Source organism: Jeotgalibacillus sp. 10bf12 (genome assembly GCF_055597105.1).
In genome coordinates, this window is sequence record NZ_CP200276.1 from 2720924 (window position 1) to 2744481 (window position 23558).

At 39.3% G+C, this 23558-nt stretch carries 29 protein-coding genes; 6 read left to right on the top strand and 23 right to left on the bottom strand.

Annotated features, from left to right (window positions below; genetic code table 11):
• Window positions 1-19: 19 nt before the first annotated feature.
• The 7 genes from comGF to DH10bf12_RS14200 all read right to left on the bottom strand — a co-directional run bounded on the left by comGF (window position 20) and on the right by DH10bf12_RS14200 (window position 4070).
• A complete protein-coding gene (gene comGF / locus DH10bf12_RS14170) occupies window positions 20-496 on the bottom strand; it encodes a competence type IV pilus minor pilin ComGF (protein WP_471735906.1) in 477 nt (158 codons plus the stop codon).
• The gene (locus DH10bf12_RS14175) at window positions 429-725 is read right to left on the bottom strand and encodes a hypothetical protein (protein WP_471735907.1); all 297 of its coding nucleotides are present in this window, start codon (window positions 723-725) and stop codon (window positions 429-431) included. The genes comGF and DH10bf12_RS14175 overlap by 68 nt, the downstream gene beginning before the upstream one ends.
• Entirely contained in the window at window positions 709-1152 is a 444-nt protein-coding gene (gene comGD, locus DH10bf12_RS14180; protein WP_471735908.1) for a competence type IV pilus minor pilin ComGD, read from the bottom strand. The genes DH10bf12_RS14175 and comGD overlap by 17 nt, the downstream gene beginning before the upstream one ends.
• Window positions 1142-1474: a competence type IV pilus major pilin ComGC gene (gene comGC / locus DH10bf12_RS14185; protein WP_471735909.1), complete on the bottom strand. Its 333-nt coding sequence runs from the start codon at window positions 1472-1474 to the stop codon at window positions 1142-1144. The genes comGD and comGC overlap by 11 nt, the downstream gene beginning before the upstream one ends.
• 17 nt (window positions 1475-1491) lie before the next feature.
• A complete protein-coding gene (gene comGB, locus DH10bf12_RS14190) occupies window positions 1492-2550 on the bottom strand; it encodes a competence type IV pilus assembly protein ComGB (protein ID WP_471735910.1) in 1059 nt (352 codons plus the stop codon).
• On the bottom strand, window positions 2459-3529 hold the full coding sequence (gene comGA / locus DH10bf12_RS14195; RefSeq protein ID WP_471735911.1) for a competence type IV pilus ATPase ComGA: 1071 nt from the start codon (window positions 3527-3529) through the stop codon (window positions 2459-2461). Before comGA ends, comGB begins: the two co-directional genes overlap by 92 nt.
• A gap of 160 nt (window positions 3530-3689) precedes the next feature.
• Entirely contained in the window at window positions 3690-4070 is a 381-nt protein-coding gene (locus DH10bf12_RS14200; RefSeq protein ID WP_471735912.1) for a Spx/MgsR family RNA polymerase-binding regulatory protein, read from the bottom strand.
• A 384-nt stretch (window positions 4071-4454) separates the two neighbouring features.
• Here DH10bf12_RS14200 and DH10bf12_RS14205 point away from each other — a divergent pair, with 384 nt between their 5' ends.
• Window positions 4455-4697 carry a DUF2626 domain-containing protein gene (locus DH10bf12_RS14205; protein WP_404403863.1) on the top strand — a complete coding sequence of 81 codons (243 nt, stop codon included), beginning with the start codon at window positions 4455-4457 and terminating at the stop codon, window positions 4695-4697.
• A gap of 82 nt (window positions 4698-4779) precedes the next feature.
• On the opposite strand, the gene DH10bf12_RS14210 is transcribed toward DH10bf12_RS14205, so the two are convergent.
• Window positions 4780-5412 carry an MBL fold metallo-hydrolase gene (locus DH10bf12_RS14210; protein WP_471735913.1) on the bottom strand — a complete coding sequence of 211 codons (633 nt, stop codon included), beginning with the start codon at window positions 5410-5412 and terminating at the stop codon, window positions 4780-4782.
• A 178-nt stretch (window positions 5413-5590) separates the two neighbouring features.
• On the opposite strand from DH10bf12_RS14210, the gene DH10bf12_RS14215 reads away from it, so the two are divergent.
• The gene (locus DH10bf12_RS14215) at window positions 5591-5761 is read left to right on the top strand and encodes a DUF2759 domain-containing protein (RefSeq protein ID WP_404403867.1); all 171 of its coding nucleotides are present in this window, start codon (window positions 5591-5593) and stop codon (window positions 5759-5761) included.
• Between the two features lie 30 nt (window positions 5762-5791).
• Here the strand turns inward: DH10bf12_RS14215 and DH10bf12_RS14220 are convergent, their stop codons facing one another.
• The 6 genes from DH10bf12_RS14220 to rpmG all read right to left on the bottom strand — a co-directional run bounded on the left by DH10bf12_RS14220 (window position 5792) and on the right by rpmG (window position 10426).
• Window positions 5792-6109: an MTH1187 family thiamine-binding protein gene (locus DH10bf12_RS14220; RefSeq protein WP_471735914.1), complete on the bottom strand. Its 318-nt coding sequence runs from the start codon at window positions 6107-6109 to the stop codon at window positions 5792-5794.
• Window positions 6110-6174: 65 nt separating this feature from the next.
• The gene (locus DH10bf12_RS14225; RefSeq protein WP_471735915.1) at window positions 6175-8082 is read right to left on the bottom strand and encodes an LTA synthase family protein; all 1908 of its coding nucleotides are present in this window, start codon (window positions 8080-8082) and stop codon (window positions 6175-6177) included.
• A gap of 363 nt (window positions 8083-8445) precedes the next feature.
• Window positions 8446-9414: an ROK family glucokinase gene (locus tag DH10bf12_RS14230; RefSeq protein ID WP_471735916.1), complete on the bottom strand. Its 969-nt coding sequence runs from the start codon at window positions 9412-9414 to the stop codon at window positions 8446-8448.
• A 1-nt stretch (window position 9415) separates the two neighbouring features.
• Window positions 9416-9625 (bottom strand): YqgQ family protein, encoded by a 210-nt coding sequence (locus DH10bf12_RS14235; RefSeq protein WP_471735917.1) that lies wholly within the window; start codon window positions 9623-9625, stop codon window positions 9416-9418.
• A 44-nt stretch (window positions 9626-9669) separates the two neighbouring features.
• Window positions 9670-10212: a 5-formyltetrahydrofolate cyclo-ligase gene (locus tag DH10bf12_RS14240; protein ID WP_471735918.1), complete on the bottom strand. Its 543-nt coding sequence runs from the start codon at window positions 10210-10212 to the stop codon at window positions 9670-9672.
• A 64-nt stretch (window positions 10213-10276) separates the two neighbouring features.
• Window positions 10277-10426 carry a 50S ribosomal protein L33 gene (gene rpmG / locus DH10bf12_RS14245; RefSeq protein ID WP_039809691.1) on the bottom strand — a complete coding sequence of 50 codons (150 nt, stop codon included), beginning with the start codon at window positions 10424-10426 and terminating at the stop codon, window positions 10277-10279.
• A gap of 168 nt (window positions 10427-10594) precedes the next feature.
• Here rpmG and DH10bf12_RS14250 point away from each other — a divergent pair, with 168 nt between their 5' ends.
• A complete protein-coding gene (locus DH10bf12_RS14250) occupies window positions 10595-10933 on the top strand; it encodes a hypothetical protein (protein ID WP_471735919.1) in 339 nt (112 codons plus the stop codon).
• 18 nt (window positions 10934-10951) lie between these two features.
• Window positions 10952-11386 (top strand): hypothetical protein, encoded by a 435-nt coding sequence (locus tag DH10bf12_RS14255; protein WP_471735920.1) that lies wholly within the window; start codon window positions 10952-10954, stop codon window positions 11384-11386.
• Window positions 11387-11438: 52 nt separating this feature from the next.
• Here the strand turns inward: DH10bf12_RS14255 and phoU are convergent, their stop codons facing one another.
• The 9 genes from phoU to DH10bf12_RS14300 all read right to left on the bottom strand — a co-directional run bounded on the left by phoU (window position 11439) and on the right by DH10bf12_RS14300 (window position 21288).
• The gene (gene phoU / locus DH10bf12_RS14260) at window positions 11439-12098 is read right to left on the bottom strand and encodes a phosphate signaling complex protein PhoU (protein WP_471735921.1); all 660 of its coding nucleotides are present in this window, start codon (window positions 12096-12098) and stop codon (window positions 11439-11441) included.
• A 12-nt stretch (window positions 12099-12110) separates the two neighbouring features.
• Complete coding sequence (gene pstB, locus DH10bf12_RS14265; protein ID WP_471735922.1) at window positions 12111-12926, bottom strand: phosphate ABC transporter ATP-binding protein PstB; 816 nt, start codon at window positions 12924-12926, stop codon at window positions 12111-12113.
• A 28-nt stretch (window positions 12927-12954) separates the two neighbouring features.
• Window positions 12955-13833: a phosphate ABC transporter permease PstA gene (pstA, locus tag DH10bf12_RS14270; protein WP_471735923.1), complete on the bottom strand. Its 879-nt coding sequence runs from the start codon at window positions 13831-13833 to the stop codon at window positions 12955-12957.
• 1 nt (window position 13834) lies between these two features.
• Complete coding sequence (gene pstC, locus DH10bf12_RS14275; protein ID WP_471735924.1) at window positions 13835-14776, bottom strand: phosphate ABC transporter permease subunit PstC; 942 nt, start codon at window positions 14774-14776, stop codon at window positions 13835-13837.
• 79 nt (window positions 14777-14855) lie between these two features.
• Window positions 14856-15824, bottom strand: a complete 969-nt coding sequence (locus DH10bf12_RS14280) for a PstS family phosphate ABC transporter substrate-binding protein (protein WP_471735925.1) — start codon at window positions 15822-15824, stop codon at window positions 14856-14858.
• A 151-nt stretch (window positions 15825-15975) separates the two neighbouring features.
• Complete coding sequence (locus DH10bf12_RS14285) at window positions 15976-18165, bottom strand: penicillin-binding transpeptidase domain-containing protein (RefSeq protein WP_471735926.1); 2190 nt, start codon at window positions 18163-18165, stop codon at window positions 15976-15978.
• Window positions 18166-18353: 188 nt separating this feature from the next.
• Complete coding sequence (locus tag DH10bf12_RS14290; RefSeq protein ID WP_471735927.1) at window positions 18354-18962, bottom strand: superoxide dismutase; 609 nt, start codon at window positions 18960-18962, stop codon at window positions 18354-18356.
• A gap of 132 nt (window positions 18963-19094) precedes the next feature.
• Window positions 19095-19574: a DUF456 domain-containing protein gene (locus DH10bf12_RS14295; protein WP_471738246.1), complete on the bottom strand. Its 480-nt coding sequence runs from the start codon at window positions 19572-19574 to the stop codon at window positions 19095-19097.
• An 82-nt stretch (window positions 19575-19656) separates the two neighbouring features.
• The gene (locus tag DH10bf12_RS14300) at window positions 19657-21288 is read right to left on the bottom strand and encodes a Na/Pi cotransporter family protein (protein WP_471735928.1); all 1632 of its coding nucleotides are present in this window, start codon (window positions 21286-21288) and stop codon (window positions 19657-19659) included.
• Window positions 21289-21534: 246 nt separating this feature from the next.
• Between DH10bf12_RS14300 and DH10bf12_RS14305 the strand changes: the two genes are divergently transcribed.
• Window positions 21535-22317, top strand: coding sequence for a DUF1189 domain-containing protein (locus DH10bf12_RS14305; protein ID WP_471735929.1), 783 nt, complete (start codon window positions 21535-21537; stop codon window positions 22315-22317).
• Between the two features lie 104 nt (window positions 22318-22421).
• A complete protein-coding gene (gene ispG, locus DH10bf12_RS14310; RefSeq protein ID WP_471735930.1) occupies window positions 22422-23531 on the top strand; it encodes a flavodoxin-dependent (E)-4-hydroxy-3-methylbut-2-enyl-diphosphate synthase in 1110 nt (369 codons plus the stop codon).
• The last annotated feature ends 27 nt before the right edge of the window (window positions 23532-23558 follow it).

Here is a 23558-nt window from a genome sequence, read left to right on the forward strand (position 1 = left end):
CAGTAAAACTGATCCTTTTTCATTGGACAGGTGCACTATAGAACAAACTCTTTTTATCCTCATCATTTACAAAACGAACTCCCATCGTGACGATTTCTCCATTTGTACTGAAGTTAAGGTCATTTATACCGGTTAAGTGGATTTCATGACCGTTTCCGTTAACCGTTTTCCTGAGCACTGAGCCGTACTTTGAAAAAACTATTTTATCATTGCCTTTATAAAGCGTAAGAGACTGTGCAGTATTCGAAGCCACCACCACTCCACTGAGTTCATTTTGAAACTGGATGGAAAACAGATCCCACTCCTTTGAATGGTTCTGCATACTGATCAGATGACTATAGCTGAATATCAGCATGGCAAAAAGTGGTGCAACTAAAGTTAATATCATTACACTGATCATTACTTCAAGCATGGTAAAGCCATGATGATTACTGATTAATGCAAACTTCTTTTTCTTCCTTGTTTCGAATGCAAAGCGCTGATGTATTAAGTTCAATCGTGTATTCTCTCCCATTCTTGTATGAGCGAGTCTGAACATGATGATTGGAGTGAATCAGCTTTACCTGCTCATAAGCCACTTCATACATTCTATAGCGTTCTTCCGCTTCACCCGCTTTCACAGTCAGTAAAACAATAGACGGTATCATAAACAGACAGAATAACATACAGATACATAACGACAGTATACTTTCAATCATTGTAAATCCATTATGGTTTTTCCACATAAAATCGTCCTTTAGCTAAATGAAAATGAATGTTAACCGGAGAGCCATCCACCCTGAACCGGACAACACCAAATGTTGTGGTGTTTCCGGTAGGGTTATATCTGAAATGTTTCAGCGTGCTTGTCTCCAGAAGTTCAATGTGATCTGGCAGCTTTACTTCTATCAGTAAAGTTTCATTGGGGGGATATCCGACAATGACTTTGTAAGATTGCTGTGACACATCGAACCTTACATTCAAATATTGTTTTTCTTTAATTGCATACAGCTGAGCGTAATGAAGATCATTTGTGATTTGAGTTTCAAATGAGGTTGAAACTGTCCTTACTGAGGAATAGATTGAAGTTGAAATGATGATCAATGTACTCAACAAGAGCATTACAATAACGATTTCAATCATCGTAAAACCTTTTTGCTGTTTAAGGCTCATTTATTATGGTTACATTGCCTTCTGCGCCGATTGCTAACTCTCTTCCATCAGGACAGGTTGTTTCTTCCTGATTTAAATATCCCGCAATCTGAAGATCTTCAATGGATGCAGGTAAGGATTTTTCAGACATTCTATAGGATTCCACCTGCGCCTGGACCATCTGTTGAAAAGCTTCGCACCCCTTGCCATTAATCTCTTTACTCTGTGAAGAGATATTCGGAAGACTGACAATTAGCAGCACGGAAATGACCAGCAATACGATGACCATCTCAATTAGCGTGAATGCTTTATTATTTTTAAGCAGATTTATTATTTTTTTCATTTTAATTCCTCCATAAATCAGATTGTTTGAAGTAAATTAAAGACTGGAAGCAGGATCACAAGATAAGCACCGACCACCGCAAGACCGAGACATGTGAAAATAATCGGCTGTAATACATTAAAATATATACCTGACCTCTCCTCTAGTGCGCTCAGACAATATTGACTGTAAAACCCCCACTCTTTTTCAAGATTCCCGTTCATCTCACCGTGCTCCGTAATTCGAAGCAGTTCTTCAGTAAAATACGGAAGCTGCAGCATCGTATGGTACATACTTTGCCCCCTCTCCAGCTCATCAGTCATAAACTGCGCTATCTCTTTAAATAAGGGTCGGTAGGGCTGCTCAATAAATGTTTTCAGCATTTTTTGAAAGGACAGTCCGCTTTTGAGTAAAGTGGAGGCTTCTCTCGAAAACAGATAGCTGTGATAGTGCTTAAAATAAAACCCCGCAAATGGAAGAAGTGATATGGTTTTCCACCTCTCAAGAGTCGTTTTTTTATAAAGGATCACTCCACACGCTGTAAAAATAAACAATCCACATATGATGGCTCCTGTCATCAGCATAGGTAACGCCTGAAAGATCAATTCAGCTGTCTGAAGTACGCTTGACTGCGTATTGCCAACTGACTGATATAGCTGTGTCATTCTCGGTAACAAATACATATTTAAGACTGCTGACACAAAAACAAATAACAGGATTAAAAACAGTGGATACTGCAAAATAGAAAAAAGTTTTTTCTTTTGAGCCTCTCGGTGTTTCATAAGATCTGCAGTGTCTGATAATGAGCTTCCTACATCTCCGTATTGTTCAGCAAAATATACGTGCATACAAACATAAGATGGATAGCCTAATATTTTTAATGTTTCACTGATTGAGGAACCGTTCATCAACAGCTTAAGCAGCTGATCTTTTTGAGTAACTGATGGAAATTGCAGAAATAAAAAGCTGAGGGATTGATCAAGGGGATAGCCATTACGTCGAAGTTCACTTAATCGGTGAAGGAAAACGGGCTGATCTTTTTTGGGAATATAAGTCCGGCGGGGTGATCCAGCGGTGATACTCCTGAAGGGATACATAACCAAGAGCTGCTCCTTTCCTGAAAAGCTGTTCAAGTGTCACATATTCACCCTGTACAGGCAGTTCATCTAAATAATCACAAACAGCACCTGTTGTCATGATTTCATAAATTGAAGACCTTGTCTTTGACAGGCCATTCACACTGATTTTAACTAGCCGCTGACCCGTTGCACCGATCAGTGACTGCTTTAGATCCTCTTTCCGGATACCAAGGTCAACCATTCTTCTGATCGCCCCTTTTGTATCCTTTGCATGAATAGTTGATAACACCAAGTGTCCGCTCAAAGCAGCTTTCACTGCAATATCTGCGGTTTCCTCATCTCTAATCTCCCCAATAATAATCATATCCGGGTCATGTCTGAGCACAGCTTTAAGACCTGAAGCATAGGTCACCCCTGCTCTTTCATTGATCTGGACCTGCAGCACATGTTCTTCATTTCTTTCAACCGGGTCTTCAAGTGTAATAATACTTCTATTCAGTTCAGTGGAGCAGTAATGGATGAGCGAGTATAATGTGGTTGACTTCCCGCTTCCAGTTGGACCTGAAAACAGAATCAGCCCCTGAGGTTGTCTGACAAGTGAAGTTAAAATTTTTGCAGAGTTTGAAAATAAGGAAAGTTTTTCGATGGGAACTGCAAATGATTGGGGTAAGAGCCTGATGACCATGCTTTCTTTTCCTTCCGCAGCGGGAAGTGTGGAGATTCTGAGGGAAACTTTCTCGTCATCAATCGTGATCAGTGTAGCGCCACTTTGAGGTTTGCGCTTCTCACCAATATCGAGTGATGCTTTAAACTTAAAGTGGGAAATCAGCCGTTCACCCTGATTCACAGAAATCTGCTTAAGGATCATCAGATCACCAAGAGCCCTTAGTTGAACAGTCATCTGTTTTTCATCAGGATAAAAGTGGAGATCAGACCCTCTTTTTTTAAAAGCTTCTGTAATTAAATTCTGCGCTAACAGCTCAGTGCCATATGGCATTTTTTCACATCCTTTCATAAGATAATTTTCACTATACACGATATTGAAGAATTTGTCTTTAATTTTTTAAATTTTTTGATATTTTTAAAAAAATGTCGGTTCACCTATCTGTACACAATTTGTACAGATAGGTGAACCGACATTAAGCTGGATTGTTTGTTCAGCCTGATAGTTTATAAGATTGCTTTTTATTTGATAAACTCCTAAGACCTTCAGGATTATATCCTACGATAAGAGATTTACCATCTGTCAGGATTGGTCGCTTTAACAGTTTCGGGTCTTCAATAATCAATTTAACAACTTCAGACAGCGGCAAATCTTCTACATCCTGATCAAGCGCTTTAAAAGACTGGCTGCGTGTGGCAAGAAGCTCATCAAGTCCTTCAGTTGTAAGTGAAAGAAGATTCATTAACTCATCATAATCCGGAGTTTCTCTGAAGATATGACGTTCAGTTACATTGACTTCATTTTCTTTTAACCACTTTTTAGTTTTCCGGCAAGATGTACAGCTTGGGTAAGTAAAGAACGTAATTTGATTCATGTTGTTACCTCCGTCTGTTTAGTTTTTGTATCACCTTTGAACAAGTATTATTTATGTTATAATTATTGTATACCCATGTACAATTAATGTACACCTTTTTTATATGAAATATATAATTATTTTTAAATTGTTCACAATTTCGTTTAATAAAGAAGCTTCAAATCCCTATCAGCCGGCACTTGGATGAAACAATGCATACAAGCTATTCTTTTCATGGGGTTGTTAAATGAGCTTGTACAAACTTGTACAACCCTGATCCGCTATAATAACTTATACATGAAAAATCACTCAATCGTCACATTTAATATTATGGGTTATTTACTTTATAATATGGTATCCTATATAATAGGTTCGATGGATTGTTTGCGTAAAGGAGGGATTCGGATGGATAAAATGTATCGTGTTATGGGGTTTTGGACTGGAATTTTCTCTGTATTATTTTATTTAGGACATATGCCAAAAACTTCATTGCTTTTCCTGGCCCAGACTGGCTTTTTCATCCTTTTAGGGTACATGAAATTATCTGAGCGCATGTACGTGTATGTATTCTTTGTATACTTAACAATTTTCTTTGCAGGATTTACTTACTGGACAACATTTATGATGCCGCTTCAGGGTCCGCTTTAAATCTCTTCTTAATTATCGAAGAAATTTAAGCTGATTCAGATAAAAAGAGACGATTCCTTTACATGGAATCGTCTCTTTTTCATTATGCACGAAGAAAAGGATTGTGCTCTTTTTCAACACCGATTGTTGTTGTCGGTCCATGTCCTGGTAACACGTAAGTCTGATCATCAAGTGTTAAAAGCTTATTCCTGATACTGCCAATCAGTTCATTCATGTTTCCTCCAGGGAGATCAGTTCTTCCAATACTCCCACTAAATAAAGCATCACCTGCAATCACAATAGCGCTGTCTTTAAAATAAAAACTCACACTTCCGGGAGAATGGCCGGGTGTATGTAATAATTCAAATTTGAAATGTCCAATCTGAATTGCAGCTTCTCTCTCCCAGATTTGTTCAGCAGGTGCAGCAATAATAGGCTGAATACCCTGAAATAAAGCGGAACCATTTTTTTCAGGTCTCCCAAGCCAGCTTTTCTCCTGAATATGCATATACACTTCTATTTTATATTCTTTTCTTATCTCTTCGACTGCGCCTATATGATCAAAGTGCGCATGTGTTAACAAGACACCTAGAGGATGCAGTTCTTTCTGTTTAATAAACCTTTTGATCTTATCCGCTTCTTCACCCGGATCTATAATTAAACATTCCTGATGCTCGTTATATACAATGTAAGCATTTGTCTGCATCGGGCCTAATGGCAGCTGAAACCATTCCATATCAATCACCTCCTGAAAAGTGTAGCATGATTCATAAAAAAAGACGAATACTCACGAAAGTGTCACGAATTATGCTCGACAATACAAACAATTAACTATAAAATATATTATGAGTACGCTTATATGATGCACTAATCTTGTTTATTCATGAACCAACGTATGGAAAGGGGTGCTTTTAATGAACGGATTAACAATTATCCTTGCGCTGGTAACCATTTTATCAGTAATCGGTACAATCACATCTTTTAAAGAGAAAAACATTATGGGTATTTTCTTTGCAGTGGCTACACTTGGTGTATTTGGCTGGTTCACTGTCATGACAATCGTATTTGACGGTTATCCTGTATAATTAAAAAAAGCTGACCACGGTCAGCTTTTTTTAATTTGATAAATGCTTCTTGACTGAAGCGAGCTTATTCTGCATAGAATGGTCGTTTCTGTCTCTTCTTTCATCAATACGGATATTCGTAGCCACTCTCTTGATCTCGTCAGAAAAGACCGACTCATGCAGTTCCTGTATCACTTTAAATAAATCAGTGAGCTCACCTTCGATTAAAGTACTCATTGGTGTTAACTCATATGTAATGAAGCCCTTCTGCGCATTTTTTTCCAGTACACGCTGCAAATCTGCAACATATTTGCTGACACTTGGTGTATCAGTGCCAATTGGTACGATTGTAATATCTGCGATTGCCATGATCACTCAACTCCTATTTTTACTTTCATTATAATATAAAAAGCTCCCGAGGGAGCTTTTTATATTTATTCTTCAATTACAGTTGTATCTTCAAGCAGACGTCCTGACTCGTTGTCATAAAATCTTAGCAGGTCACCGTAAATAATTTCATCATTAAACGCCAGTTCTTCAGTAGCTTTGTCAATCAGAGGCTGACAATCTTCTTTTTCTACCGGCTCACCTGATTCCTTATCCCAGCATGTTTCTCCTGCATAAACCAGGTTTTCTGAAATGACACGGCCATCTCTTAAAATAACTGTATTATCGTTTTCTTCAGAGAAAATATCCTGACCAAACTGAATACTGTTGCTGCCTTCAATCCCCATAATAGACTGGATTGTCGGCTTAAGGTCAATTTGTCCTGCCAGCTTGCTGTTTGTCTCACCGATGTCTTCACCAGGAATATGAATAAACATAGGGACTCTTTGCAGCTGAGCTGAATCAAATGCTGTAATTTCTTCCTGCTCAAGGTATTGAGCCATTGCAACATTATGATTTTCAGAAATACCATAGTGGTCACCATACATAACGATGACAGAGTCTTCATATAATCCGGCTTCTTTCAGGTATGTGAAAAATTCTTTAATTGCTTCATCCTGATATCTCACTGTCTGGAAATAACGGTTCAATGTACCTGAATTTGAATCATATTCATTAATAAACTTATCCTCTTCATCCAGATAGAAAGGATGGTGGTTTGTCAGTGTAATCATTTTAGAATAAAACGGCTGTTCCATTTCTTTCATATGCTCAACTGACTGTTCAAAGAATGGAATATCCTTCATTCCCCAGTTAACCGCTTGACCTTCTTCCACCGTATAGTCGGTAAGTGAATAATAACGGTCATAGCCAAAGTTATCATAGACAATGTCACGGTTCCAGAAGCTCTTATTATTCGCATGCATTGCATTTGTATAATAACCTGCTTCATTCAGGCTGTCAGTAAGTGTGTTGAACTCGTTACCACTGTGAGTAAAAAATACTGCTCCACGGCTTAATGGATATAGTGAGTTATCGAGCAGGAATTCAGAGTCTGAAGTTTTCCCCTGTTCCGTCTGGTGATAGAAGTTATCCATATAAACTGTGCTTTCATCTTCTGTCAAAGAGTTAAGGAATGGCGAAATCACTTCACCATTCATTTCTTTATTGATTACAAAATTCTGCATTGATTCAAGCTTTACGACAATCAGGTTTTTCCCTTCGCCGATACCATGCATTTCATTGTTCACATCTGCTTTGTTTGCCTGCACGTAATTGTTCACGTCAACCAGTGCATCGCTGTCTGCAAGCGCGCGCTGCGCAGACTGCTTTGATTGAAGGTAAACATCGTAAATATGATAGTTGTAGGTTCCGATGTTTTTAACGAGCATTTCACGGTCAAATGTACGTGTCAGTAGCTGTGGACGTTCAGTTTCAGCTAAACCGAGATTTAAGAAGAATGTAGCAATTGCTACAAGAAAATACGCTCTTCTATTAACCTTTGTCGGTTCTTTAAATACCATAAATGTCGGTTTGTATTTTGCAAGTGCGATCAAGATCAGCACATCTACAAAATAAAGTGCGTCAGTCATATAAATGTTTTCCATTGCACTGCCGCCAAGATCTCCAAAGTTACTTGTCTGGAATAATACCGGTAATGTAATAAAGTCATTAAAGAATCGGTAAAAAACCATATTCGCAAATAAAATGGTTGTTAGTACAAAACTTGTAATGATCACGTAGTTGTTTCTGGTTTTCTCTTTTTTAAACAGCAGCCCTACACCGAAAATCAGTAATAAAAAGCTGAGCGGGTTAATAAACAGGATCAGATCCTGCATAAAATTATCTGTGCTGATATTAAAGCTTGCGTGATAGGCAATAAATGTCTTAATCCAAAGGAACGCAATGGCAATAATGACAAGCGACAGCTTTGGCATTGACCATCTTTTGTTCATATAATTTCCTCCTACACTTTCAATTACAATTTGTGGATATAATATCTATCCCATAATCATACTCCTGATTGTAAATAAAATCAATCGTGATATTTACATACTTAAAATCTTATTTACAATTCCACCTTAATAGACGTTTCAAACATTAAAAAAGTTCCGTTTTTCTCAGTTTTAATTAAAATCATTCAATAGTCACACACAACGTTTTGACCAGAAATCAAATCATTAAAGCTGACCTAATCCTTAATTTTACCTGATTCATTTAAAATGTAAAGTAAATACACTGATATTGTAAAAGCCTGATAATTCACAAGTATTCTATCAAAAAAAGACCTTCTGCTCTACAGAAGGTCAATAAAATATTTAATGTTTATACTTAATCAGCCAGGCAGCCCCGATAACTCCTGCGTCGTTACCAAGTGTGGCAATTTTAATTTCTGTTGATTCAGCCACAGTCGGGAAGGCATATAATTTAAATTTCTCAGAAATACCATCTAGTAATATACTGCCTGCTTTTGAAACACCACCGCCAATTACGATTCTTTCAGGATTCAGGGCACTGCCGAGATTCGCAAGTGCAAGACCCAGGTAAAACGTCAGGCGCTCTACAGCAGCAGAAGCAGCAGCATCACCATTTTTAGCTTCATCGAATACATTTTTAGCAGTAATTGCATTATGTTCGTCCATGATTTTATGAAGCGCTGAGACACCTTCAGACTTTTCCATTTCCTCTTTTGCAAGTCTCACTACACCTGTTGCAGAAGCTACGGTTTCAAGACATCCTTTTTTACCACAGTTACACTGATAGCCTCCCTCAGGTACGGCTGTAATATGACCGATTTCTCCAGCCGCCCCTTTAATACCATGCGCAATATCACCATTAACAATTACACCGCCGCCAACGCCTGTTCCAAGCGTGACACAGACAACATCTCTTGCACCACCACCTGCACCTTTCCACATTTCGCCTAGCGCGGCTGCATTGGCATCGTTTTCAATGACAACAGGTAATTCGGTTTGCTGTGATAATTCATCTCTTAATGCAACAGGCTTGTGCCATCCGATATTAACACCTGTATACAGGATCCCTGTCTGCATGTTTACAGGACCTGGAGCCCCTACCCCGATACCGATGACAGCATCTTTACTCAGGTTCATCTGCACCATTTTCAACTTAACTGCCGCTGCAATATCAGGTATGATACTCACACCATTATGAGATGTATTTGTAGGAATTTCCCACTTCTCAATGATTGTACCTTCATCTGTAATAACTGCGAGTTTTGTTGTTGTTCCCCCGATATCTACACCAAAAATATATTCTGCTTTCATTTTAAAGACCACCCTGACTTTCTTTTCTGATTTCAGCTTTCAGTACCATCAATGCTTTTAAATAGTCATCCCGTTCGATCATGCCTGCCTCATAAAGATCTTTTACTTCTAATTCCATTAATTCAAGCGTAGCAAGTCTCCCCGGGCCATAAACATATTGTCCAAATCTTTTCAGCAGCATCTGCACATCATGCATCGTATTAAAATTCATTCTTGTGCAACTCCCTGTATCAATTTCTTACTAAATTGCCTGTGTCATTGCTCTGTTACAATCTGCCTGACCGGTATGTCGAAGCTTTCAGCAAAACCTTCATTGATCAGCTGAAAACTGTATGCCATCGATAAACTGTTGCCATAGTAATCTTTGAGGAAGCGGTCATAATAGCCTCCGCCAAAGCCGATTCTATAGCCTGATGCTGAAAACGCCAGACCGGGCACAATCACAAGGTCAATGTCACTCTTTTTTGCTAGCGGAAGGTGAGGTTCCGGTTCAAGCAAACCATAAAACGACGGCTTTGCATCATCTAAAGAAGTTATGTAGTGAAAATCTAAAATTCTTGCAGAAGGCTGACACCTCGGCACACAGACTCTTTTCCCCTGATCCAATGCAGAAGTGATGAGTAATGTTGTGTCAATTTCAGTACCTCTTGATATTGTTAATGCAATGACTTCTGCCTGCTGCCATTCAGGTGACGACAGAACTTTTTTCTGTATGTTGTCAGTATATAATATTTTTTTATCTTCAGGAAGATTCTTCAGTTGATCCTGCATCTTTAGCCTCATCATTTTTTTATCCATACCTACCCCTCCCAGATATGATAAAAAAACCGAAAATGCACAACACATTTTCGGCTCTCATTCATTATTTCGTCTCGCGGTGAAGCGTCACTTTCTTCAGGCGCGGACTGTATTTTTTAAGTTCAATACGATCTGGATTGTTACGCTTGTTCTTAGTAGTGATGTAGTTACGATCACCAGTTTCAGTGCAAGCAAGAGTAATGTTTACACGCATCTTTATCCCTCCAAACATTCAAATGCTGTTTGTTACATACTTCGATTCATACGACTTATTTATAATATCATTGTTCAGAAAAAAAATCTACTATCTTTTTATAAGCTTTTACAAATCATTTACACGGAACGTGATACAATGAAATCCGAATCCTACGGAGGTGAGTATATGGAATGGATCATGCTGGCTGCAGGCGGCCTGGGCCTTATTCTATTTATTATATCTTTCTTTTTAAAAGACAGATCTAAAGAAACTGAAGAAGAATTACATGAACTTTCGATGAGTCTTTACCAGGAGCTCTATCAGCTGAAGAAAAGAACAAAGCTGCTTGAGGAGGAACTGATGATTGAGCCCGTCTCAGGCCCTAAAAAGACGAAACCGAAGCAAATCAATGAAATTCTTGTTAATCAAGTGCTTTCACTTCATAAACAGGGAATGAAGCCTGATCAGATTTCTGCTCTATCATCACTTCATCTGAGTGATGTCAAACGTATTATTAATCAGTAAAATAAGGAGTGTACATAAGTGGATCGAAAAATTATCCGCTCGACCGGTATCGGGATGATGACAAGTGCGCTTATCATTTTCAGTGCAAATGCACTGATTGATGAATCACCCGAGACACAAGCTTCGCTAGAGGAAAATGAAATGATCATCACTACCGATGAATATGAGTCTCTGCAGAATGAAATTGCAGAGTGGGAAGATAGAATGAACCAGATTGAATCTGCTGAAGAAACGCCAAATGAGGAAATTGCACGCATGATTTTATCTGTTGAATCAGGGATGACCTCTCCTGATATCAGTTCCGCTTTGTATCAAAATGGACTGATTACGGATGAAAGTGCTTTTAATGAGTATTTGTCTGATCAGGGGCTAACTGACAGAATTCAGATCGGTGACTATGATTTGAATTCCACCATGTCTATTGAGCAGATGGCAAAGCTGATTACTCAGTGATAGGACGAAATTCATTGAACAAATAAAAAAAGAAGCCGCAGGGCTTCTTTTTTTATTTGTTCAAATCGTATCTTTTTCCTTTAACAAGATAAAAGATATTTTCAGAGATATTCGTTACGTGGTCAGCTGCGCGTTCAAGGTAACGGCAAACAAATGTTAATTGAGTGATTTGTGCAAGCTTTTCAGGCTGAGCTGCACTTGAGGATAACAAATCTTTTATTGTTTCTCCGTACAGCTGATCTACTCCATCATCCAGTTCTGCAATTCTTTTAGCTTTTACTACATCCTCATCCGTATAAGCTTCGAGTACGAGTTCAATCATTTCTTCAGTGATTTTATACATCTCATGTACATTATCAATTGAGTTAACAAAGCTGTCATTACCTATACGGATCGTTGACTTTGCAATATTAACGGCAAAATCAGCTATCCTCTCAAGGTCTGCTGCAATCTTGATTGCGACAATAATTCTTCTGAGATCAGTTGCAACCGGCTGCTGCTTAGCAATGAGTAAAATCGCCAGGTCATTAATTTCTTCTTCAATTCTATTCGCATTAATGTCCTCGTCTATAATGATTAATGCCTTTTCAATGTCTCTAGTATCAAGCGCTGAGAGCGAATCTTTCAGTGCTGCCTGCGCAAAATGTCCAAGTTCAACAATTTTATTATTCAATACTTCTAATTCTGTATCATACCGTTCTCTGACTGACAATGTCTTCACTCCTTATCCGAATCTGCCTGAAATATAATCTTCTGTTCTTTCATCTGAAGGGTTGGAGAATATCTTGTCCGTATCATCATATTCCACCACTTCTCCATGCAGGAAAAATGCTGTTTTATCAGAAATACGTGCAGCCTGCTGCATATTGTGAGTAACAATGATAATGCTGTAATCCTTCTTCAGATCCTGAACAAGCTCTTCCACTTTTAAAGTAGAAATTGGGTCAAGCGCTGATGTTGGCTCATCCATTAAAATAACGTCAGGCTCAATGGCAAGACACCTTGCAATACAAATACGCTGCTGCTGACCACCAGAGAGCCCATAAGCATTTTCACTAAGGCGGTCCTTTACTTCATCCCATATTGCTGCTCCACGGAGACTCTTTTCAACAATTTGATCAAGGATTTTTTTATTCTTAATTCCATGAATTCTTGGACCATAAGCAATATTATCGTAGATTGACTTCGGGAACGGATTAGGTTTCTGAAAGACCATACCTACTTTTGTCCGCAATTCCTCTACCTGGTAGTCTTTATCGAAAATGTTTTTATCCCGATAATTGATGACACCGGATGTTTTTACAGATGGGATCGTTTCAATCATTCTATTTAATGTTTTAATATAAGTTGACTTACCACATCCTGATGGACCGATAATCGCTGTTACTTCGTTTTCTTTAATATCCAGATCAATATTCTTCAACGCATGATTTGATCCATACCATAAATTTAACTGCTCAGTTTTATATACTGATGATTTGTTTTTCTTCACCGGATTTCCTTCAGTTTTTTTCACTTCAGGCTTTACAATCGTTGTCATGTCGAAAAATCTCCCTTCATCCTTTGAATTAATAGCGATTTTGATATTTGTTTCTGATAAATACTGCAATTGAATTCATGATAATCAGCAGCCCCATCAGTACGATGATCCCCGCAGCCGCAACATCATGGAATTCAACCTGTGGACGTTTTGTCCAGTCAAAGATCTGCATTGGCAGTGCTGTGAAAGTACTCATAATGCTGTCAGGTGTAAACATTAAAATCGTTGGAATGCCGATTACAACAAGTGGAGCTGTTTCACCGATCGCACGTGAAAGTGCCAAGATTGATCCGGTCAGAATACCAGGGATCGATGCAGGCAAAACCACTCTTAAAATCGTCTGCCACCTTGTAGCTCCCATCGCAAATGAAGCTTCTCTAAGCTCATTCGGCACCGCTCTGATTGCCTCCTGAGAAGCTACGATGATGATTGGCAGAATGAGAAGACTCATTGTAAGACCTGCCGCTAAAATAGAAATACCAAGGTCAAAAAATCTTACGAAAATTGTCAGGCCCAAAAGACCAAATACAACTGAAGGAACACCTGCCAGATTAGAAATGTTTACTTTAATAAAATTGGTAAACTTGTTTTTCTTCGCGTATTCCTCAAGGTAAATTGCCGTTCCAACACCTAAAAACATTGAAACCGGTGCTACGACAAGCATCAGATAGATGGAACCCTGAATAGCTGCCCTGATTCCTGAATTCTCAGGAATACGCGATGCAAAGCTTGTGAAGAAATCAAAGCTTAAATACTCACTTCCTTGAGTCACGATACGATATAGTAAAATCGCAAGAACGATCAGTCCAAAGCTTGTAGCTGCTGCAAAAACACCTTTTAATAGTTTGTTTTTTGTCAGACGGGTTTTAGTTTTTGCTGCAACTTCTTCATGATTAACGTACTTCATATCAATATTCCTCCCTGAAACGCTTGGAGATAAATTGTGCAAGCATATTCATTGCTAGAGTAAACAGGAATAAAGTGAATCCTACAGCGTAAATACTGTAATAGATTGTCGTGCCATATCCTGCATCACCTGTTGTTACTTGTACAATATAAGCTGTCATAGTCTGAATTGATCCTGTTACATCCCAATTAAAACCTGGTGTTGATCCCGCTGCTACTGCTACGATCATCGTCTCACCAATTGCTCTAGAAATTGCAAGAACGGTCGATGCGACAATTCCGGAAAGTGCGGCCGGCAAAACAATTTTAAGGGCCACTTCAAGTTTTGTTGCACCAAGTGCATACGCACCGTCACGCATTGCATTTGGAACGGATGACATTGCATCTTCTGATAAAGATGCAATCATTGGAATGATCATGATCCCGACTACAATACCAGGGCTGATCGCATTAAATATTGCGATTTCCGGAAATACTGATCGTAAGATTGGTGTAACAAATGTTAATGCAAAAAACCCATAAACAATTGTCGGTACACCAGCTAACACTTCAAGTATCGGTTTAATAAACCTTCTTACTCTGTCACTCGCATATTCACTCAAGAAAATGGCTGTTGCAATACCAATTGGTACTGCCACCAATGTTGCAATTGCAGTAATTTTCAAAGTACCAACTACTAAAGGAAGTATGCCATAAGTTGGTGTGGTATTAGCAAATGGATACCATTCTGTACCTGTCAGGAAACTTAAAACATTTACTTCAGTAAAAAATGTAACTGTTTCGAAGATCAGTGTAAAAACAATACCAATCGTCGTCAGAACTGAAACTGTTGCAATTAATAATAAGATTTTTGGAATTAACTTTTCAGTGAACGCCAGAAGACCCCTGTTACTTTTCTTAGCGATCAATTCCTGAACCGAAATTTGCGGCTCATTCATAGCCATAATGAAAACCTCCTCATTTATCCAAAGAACAAAATGATACGGAAAGCGTGTATAAACACGCTTTCCGGGTTGTGTTTACTTATTCACCTGCAAGTTCTTCAATTGTTGCCATATCTTCGTCATACACTTCTTGTGGTGCTCTTACATAACCGACTGCTTCAGAAAGATCGCCGGCATTTTCAATTGCAAACTTAATGAAATCTGCTGTTGCAGGATCTTCAGCTACTGCATCATTGCTTACATAAGTGAATAGCGGTCGAGAAAGAGGTGCATATTCACCTGATTCGATTGTTTCATTATTTGGTTCAACAGGTCCTTCACCGTTATCGATTGGAACAACCTTTAACGTATCCTGGTTTTCTAGATAATACGCATAACCGAAGTATCCAATTGCATTTGGAGAACCAAGTACCCCCTGCACAAGTACGTTGTCATCTTCTGAAAGTGTAGCTGCTCTCACGATATCATCTTCTTCAAGTACTACTTCGTTAAAATAATCGAACGTTCCTGAATCAATTCCCGGGGAATAATATTCAATCGGCTCTTCAGGCCAGCCTTCACGAATATCAGCCCATGTTTTTTCTTCTCCATCTTCAATCCACATTTTCTTTAATTCTTCCATAGTCAGATAATCTACCCAGTCATTTTCCTGGTTTACGACTACTGATAAACCGTCATATCCAAGTTCAACTTCTGTGTATTCAATTCCGGCTTCTTCAAGACCAGCTGCTTCTTCTTCTTTTATCGGGCGGGATGCATTTGAGAATGAAGTTTCTCCAGCAATAAACTTTTCAAAGCCGCCACCAGTACCAGATACGCCTGATGAAACCTGAACGCCTGGCTGTACAGCTGCATATTCTTCAACAATGGCCTCCATAATAGGGGCTACAGTTGATGAACCGTCACCCTGAACCTGACCGCTTAGCTCTTCTGATGAACCTTCAGAGGCAGTGCCTGATCCAGTTGCTTCATCGTCTCCTCCGCAGGCAGCCAAAAATACTGCTGATCCTAAAATAGTAGACATTGCTAGAAATTTTGCGCTTTTCATTCTGTAATTCCCCCTGTGATATGTGTGATTTGTCCTACAGCTAATACAATACACCCCTTCTATTAATCTCATATAAATCTAATGTAAAGGTTTTGTAAATGCATAAAAAAACTGAGCACCGCAATTAGCGATACTCAGTTTAATAGTTGATTTATTGTCCTTCTTCAGCCTGTTCTGCTGTTACTTCTACCTGCTGACCTTCATCAGCTCCGCCTTCGTTCATTCTTTGTTCTCTCATATCAAAATAAACTTCAAGCGCAGCTGTTCCTATATTTTCGTTTACATCTTCACGTAATGCAGTGCTGCCATCATTAGGGTATACCCATGGTGCTAGTACTGAAAAAGCGACTTCAGGTTTGTCAAACGGTGCGAAGCCTACAATCGTTGAGTTTGTTGTCTCTGGCGGTGGCAGATCTCTCGAACGGTAGAGATCTTCATATTTTGGTCCAAAGTATACAACCTCTGCAGTACCAGTTTTACCTCCTGCTACATAACCATTGCCTGTAAAGTCTCTACCAGTCCCCTGAGGGCCATTAAATGATCGATAGAAACCCTGCTTTACATGATCCAGCTCCGCTTGCGTGTTATCAAGTTTATTTAATACACGTGGTTTCATTGCTTTTACTAAAGGACCAAGTGTATCGTTATCTGAACTAGGCTCACGAATCTCTTTAACGATTGTAGGAGCTACTCTGTTACCTCCATTGACCACTGTAGAGACATATTGAACCATCTGCATTGGAGTATACGTGTCAAACTGTCCAATTGATAAATCTAGCAATTTACCCGGTGTTAAATCCAGTGGATTATTTGTCTGATAACCAACACTTTCTCCTGGTAAATCTATACCTGTTTCACTGCCCAGACCAAACTGACCAAAGTAGTTTCTCATTTTAGTAAAAGCATTGGCTCCTATGTCAATCGGTTCATTCGCTACATAATTTGCGCCAGCCATGTTTATTGCAATCTTAAACATATAACCATTGGATGATCGCTCTAATGCATAAAGGTCACTAATTGAGATATTCCCTTCACTGGAGTAATACCAGGATGCCTTCGGTTCAGTTCCTTTAATTCTAATCACTTCATCATATAAGTACGAACCTGGCTGGATTATATTATCCTGATAACCGGATAGCACAGTAGCCCCCTTAATAGAAGATCCCGCCTCATAAGCACTTGTAAATGTTCCGATATTATAATCCTGAATTTCGGGACCCTCATCAGTTTCTACATACTGTTTACCTGCCATCGCGAGCAGCTCACCTGTATTTGGATCCATCATAACAAGGAACAACCTATCCATCAGATTACGGCCCGGGTCCTGCTTCAGCCGTCTCAACTCATCTTCAACGACCTGCTCAAGAGCCTGCTGAAGTTCAATATCAATAGATAGCACAAGGTCTTTTCCGCGCTCACCCTGCTGAATTAACTGTGAATCGATCACATTTCCAGCTTTGTCTGTGATAGTACGTACTTTTGACTTTTGTCCCTGAAGCACTTCTTCATATTCAAGCTCCAGATAACTGGTTCCGACTCTGTCATTTCGTGCATAGTCTCTTGCAAGGTAATATTCGATCTGGTCTTCAGGAATTGACCTGACACTTCCAAGTACAGACCTTAAAACATCACCGTAAGGATATTCTCGTTGCCAATCCACTGTAGAATTAACACCCGGGAGAGAACCTAAATGTTCACTTACAGTAGCAAACTCTTCATCTGTTACACCTTCATTTTTAATAATTTGAGGTGACAGGTTGTAACCGGTCTGCATCTGACGGTAGATAGCGAGTATCTCCATTTGCTGATCTGAGATTTCAGCAAGCTCCTCTTCGGTAATTCTGTCACGGATCAGCTTATCGTAATCATTTTGCGATAGCTCACCTTCATCGTACAGTGCCCGCTCTTCATCTGTAATTTTTTCTTCGGCCCGATCCTGGTTTTCGCGGATCCAGAAATCCTGTATATCCCGGTCCTGTACACCTTTTGTATCCAGCTCAATCATATCAGCAAGCTTTGTTGCAACTTCCATCATCTCGTCCTGAGAAGTCTGCTGGGTTTTAGTATAAGTAATTGCATTTACAGGTCGATTGTCTACAATCACATTCCCGTTCCTGTCAAAAATCTTACCGCGCGGCACACTAGCGTTTACAACAACTTCTTCAGTACGCTCGAGCTGCCTTGTAAAATCTTCTCCGTTTACAATCTGCAGCACACCCAGCCTTAAAATAAGTGCTGAAAACAATAAAAATACTGCAAAGAATAGAATATTCATTCTTGCAGCAAGAAAATTCTTTTTAATTTTCTTAGCATTCTTCGTACGGGACTGATTCTTTTTCAATAAGAGTCTCCCTTTCTTTTATAAATTCATATAGCCTAATTTTAAAGGAATCTATCAAATATTACTAGAGGATGACGTGTTATTTCATTAAAAGGTCAAATACTCATATGATTCCTACATTTGGCTTATCAACCATTTACACACAAAAAAAGACTGACGAAATGAACTCGTCAGCCTTTAAAAACCAATTATTTTGCAGAAGTATAAAGCTTTTCAACAGCATTCCAGTCTACAACACTCCAGAAAGCGTTAATGTAGTCAGGACGCTTATTCTGATACTTCAGGTAATATGCATGCTCCCACACATCCAGGCCAAGAACAGGTGTCTTACCATCTGTTAATGCTGAATCCTGATTAGGTGTGCTTGTAATTTCAAGCTCGCCATTGTTTACGACTAGCCAAGCCCAGCCTGAACCGAAACGGCCTGCGCCAGCTGCAGCGAATTCCTCTTTGAACTTTTCAAAGCTTCCAAACTTACTGTTGATTGCTGAAGCAAGATCACCTGAAGGTTCGCCGCCACCGTTTGGAGATAGAATCTTCCAGAAGAATGAGTGGTTAGCGTGTCCGCCGCCATTATTACGAACTGCTGTGCGGATTGATTCCGGTACGCTGTTCAGATCTGCTACAAGCTCATCAATTGATTTCGCCTGAAGGTTATCGTGACCTTCTAGTGCGTCATTTAATTTTGTAACGTAAGTGTTGTGGTGCTTTGTGTGGTGGATATTCATTGTTTCCTTGTCAAAATGCGGTTCTAATGCATCATAAGAATAAGGTAGTTCTGGTAAAGTATAAGCCATGATTGAATTCCTCCTTGTATGTAGTGTATTTTTCCGCTTGATGCGGAATCAACTGTTTTCAGATTATCAGAATAGATCATTCTATTCAATTAATAAGCATTGCAAACGCTTTTTTCAGTCTTAAGACCGAAATTACACATACAAAAAGAAAATGACAATCATAATTGCCTGGATTGTTCCCTTCGTGACCACTGATGTTATAAATCCGATCAGTGAGCCGAAGCCAATTCTAATCGCCTGTTTAAACGGCGTTCTGTTAACTAACAATTCACCAATGACTGCACCTGCAAGCGGTCCAATCAGAATCCCGATAATCGGGATGATAAACGGTCCGATCAAAAGACCGATTGTACTTCCCCAGATACCGGCTTTAGAGCCCCCGAACCTTTTAACACCGAACAAATTCGCAGCGTAATCAGCACCAAAAAGTAAAATAATAAACAGAATCTGTACAGTCCAGAAAAACCAGGTGAAATCTGAAAAAGTAAAAAACAAACCATACAATATAAATCCAAGCAATATAAACAATACACTTGGAATAATTGGATAAATCAATCCGATAAATGCGATCGCAAAACTCAAAACAATAAAGATCCAAAAAATCGCTTCTATATCTCTCATCCTCCTTCTTAACAATATACTTTAAATTATTATAACAAAAAATGCCGGCTGAAGTGTCAGCCGGCATAATCGATTATTTTCTGATTCCAAGTACTGCTTCAGCAATATTCACTGAATGATCTCCAATACGTTCAAGGTTGGAAATAATATCTACAAACACGATTCCAGCCTGACCGCTGCAAACACCCTCGTTCAGCCGGAGAATATGCTTTTTACGGAATTTCCGCTCCATCTTATCGATCAGATCTTCTTTTTCAGCTACACTGCGCGCCTTATCGTGATCATTCGTATCAAGAGAATCGATCGATTGAGAGACTGCTTCAATCGTCAATGTGAACATTTCATTCAGATCTGCCATCGCTTCATCGGTCATTTTCACTTTGTTTGCCTGCTGATAATCCACAAGCTCAATCACATTTTCAAAATGATCTCCGATACGTTCAATGTCCCGTACTGTGTCCATCAACACAGAATGGCGTTCAGACTCCTGAGCAGATAAAGAACTTCCTGATAGTTGAATCAGATAATCTGTAATTTTTGCATCTAAATTATTAATTGCATCCTCAACCTGATAGCCGAGTTCTGCATTTTTCTTATTTTTAGTCTTCAGATATTCATATGATTCACTCAGACCCTGAACCGCAAACTGTCCCATACGAAGCACTTCTTCTTTTGCCTGTCCAAGTGCAATAGATGGCGACTGCTCAATGAAATGAGGATCAAGATGCTTCGGTTTGAATTCTACTACCACATCTTTACCTGGCACAATTCGAGTTACTATCCATGCAAGAGCAGCAATAAACGGGAACTGAACAATTGTGTTAGTTACATTAAACGTACCGTGAGCGAATGCAATCTGCATCGCCGGCTCAAGATTTAAGAACTGATCGATCCACGTAATAAACGCTGTGAATGGAATCAGTAAAATCATAAATATAGCTGTACCAATGATGTTGAACATTACGTGTACTGCAGCAGCACGCTTTGCTGCTACTGAAGCACCAATTGCAGCCAAAACAGCAGTAATTGTTGTTCCAATGTTGTCACCAAACAATACCGGGATAGCTGCATTCAGTGAGATCAAGTCTTCAGAATATAACCCCTGAAGTACACCAATCGTTGCACTTGAACTCTGAACAATCATTGTAAATACAGTACCTACTACAACACCGAGAATCGGAACATCACTCATACTCTGTGTCAGGTCGATGAATGCCTGCAACTCTCTCAGCGGCTTCATCCCGCCACTCATTAATTCTAAACCATAGAAAAGCGTACCAAAACCAAATACAATCTGACCGAAATTATTAACTTTATGATTTTTAACGAAAAACAGAAGTATCGCACCAACTGCGATGATAGGAAGTGCATAAGCACCAATATCGATCCCGATAATAAATGCTGTAACGGTTGTACCGATATTTGCTCCCATGATAACACCGATTGCCTGACGTAACGTCATAAAACCGGCGCTGACAAGTCCAATTGTGATAACAGTTGTACCTGTACTGGTTTGCAATAAAACAGTTACAAATATACCTGCTAAAACACCCATAAACGGGTTAGTCGTGAAACGATCCAGGATTTCACGAAGACGGTCACCTGCAGACTTTTGCAGTCCATCTCCCATATACTTTAATCCAAAGAGAAAGATCCCCAGTCCTCCAATAAATTGAAAGAAGACTTCTTGCCAATTCACTTCCATGATTTCAACCCCTGTTAAACAAATTTAGTCATACTTCTTGAAAACCCTCCACAATTATTAATTCTTTGCATGATATAAGTAAAGGGGTTAGGTGAAATCTTTACAATCGGTTAATATTAGCGCACTAATATTACAATTATATTACAAAAAACAAACGCTTACTTTCTTATTTTTCTTACATTTGCCCTTTTCTATGTGATAAAAGTACAATATAAAAGTGTCTAACTAATATCGGAGGGTTTGTGATTGAACATATTTACACAACTAATTAAAAGCCTGTATTCACCGAGCGATATTGCCAAATTCCGCTTTCAGGGAATAGGTAAAACGATTTTATTTGTATTTCTCCTTGGATTCCTCTCGATTATACCTGCCATTATTCAGGTTGCTACGATTGGAGAAGGACTATTTTCTGAGGGTGAAGAGCTTCTGTTAAACGATCTTCCTTCATTTGAAGTTCAAAATGGCCAGTTACAGACTGATGTTGCTTCCATAACTGAAGCAAGCAGCAACGGAATTACTTTTTATGTAGACGGATCCAATGAAATGACATCTGAAGAATTGTCGAATGAGGATGCAGCTGTAGCTTTCTTATCTGACCGTCTCGCTGTTGTTACAGGGGGAAGCGTTCAGGAATATCAGTATGATACGTTTGAAGGCTTTGACTTAAGTAGCGAAGGAATAGCTTCTTTGCTTAATTCACTTGAAGGAGCTAAATTTATCATTTACTTTTTCATTTTGACGTTTATTTTTGTTCTGGTAGCAGCAATGCTGTTTATTAAAGCAACTATATTCGGGTGGATCGGAACTAAGCTTGCGTCATCTACAGGCAGGAAGTTGACTTATCGCCACAGCTTCAGAATGGCCGCCTACAGTTCTGCCCTGCCAGCTGTGTTCTTACTGATAGCAGATCTTATTGGATCCATTATTCCATTTGGAACACTTATCAACTGGTTTGTTACAGGCTTAATTCTTTATCTGTCGATTAAAGAAATTCCTATTCCTAAAAAGAAAGCTGATCGTGCATAAATGATTAGCGTATTCACCGTTCATTTAGTTGTCAATGTGATTTCAACACTGTTAGAATAAGTAGGAATAGAAAATTGAGTAAATCAAAAAGGAGCGAATGACTGGTGGGAGACATTACACATCGTTCGAATACGCGCCCTGTAAAAGTCGGGGATTTAACTATAGGTGGAAACAATGAACTTGTAATTCAAAGTATGACGACTACGAAAACACATGATGTAGAAGCAACAGTTGCAGAAATCATGCGACTTGAAGAAGCAGGATGCCAGATTGTCCGTGTAGCATGCCCTGATGAAAGAGCAGCTGATGCAATCCCTGAAATTAAAAAAAGAATTAATATTCCTTTAGTCGTAGATATTCACTTTGACTATAAACTTGCATTAAAAGCAATTGAAGGCGGAGCAGATAAGATCAGAATCAATCCTGGTAATATCGGACGCCGTGAAAAAGTTGAAGCTGTTGTAAAAGCGGCTAAAGAGAAAAACATTCCGATCCGTATTGGTGTTAACGCAGGAAGTCTTGAAAGAAAGATTGTTGAAAAGTATGGCTATCCGACAGCTGACGGAATGGTTGAAAGTGCGCTTCATCATATCAAAATCCTTGAAGACCTCGACTTTCACGATATTATCGTATCGATGAAAGCGTCAGATGTGAACCTTGCGATTGAAGCATATGAAAAAGCCGCAAAAGCTTTCGATTACCCACTTCATCTTGGTATCACAGAGTCAGGTACTCTTTTTGCTGGAACAGTTAAAAGTGCTGCAGGTCTTGGTGCGATCTTAAGTAAAGGCATTGGGAACACACTAAGAATTTCACTTAGTGCAGACCCTGTTGAAGAAGTAAAGGTTGCAAGAGAGCTGTTGAAATCATTCGGGCTTGCATCCAATGCAGCTACGCTGATTTCATGCCCGACCTGCGGCAGAATCGAGATTGACCTGATTTCTATTGCGAATGAAGTCGAGGAATACATCTCAACGATCAAAGCACCATTGAAGGTTGCAGTTCTTGGCTGTGCTGTTAATGGTCCCGGTGAAGCCCGTGAAGCGGATATCGGTATTGCAGGTGCCAGAGGAGAAGGTCTTCTCTTTATGAAAGGGAAAACTGTACGCAAAGTACCTGAGGAAACAATGGTTGAAGAACTTAAAGTCGAAATTGATAAGCTTGCTGAAGAGCATTACCGCAAGCAGGCTGAAGAAGCAGCTATGCAGAATTAACGCGAAAATCCCGGCTTTTACGAGCCG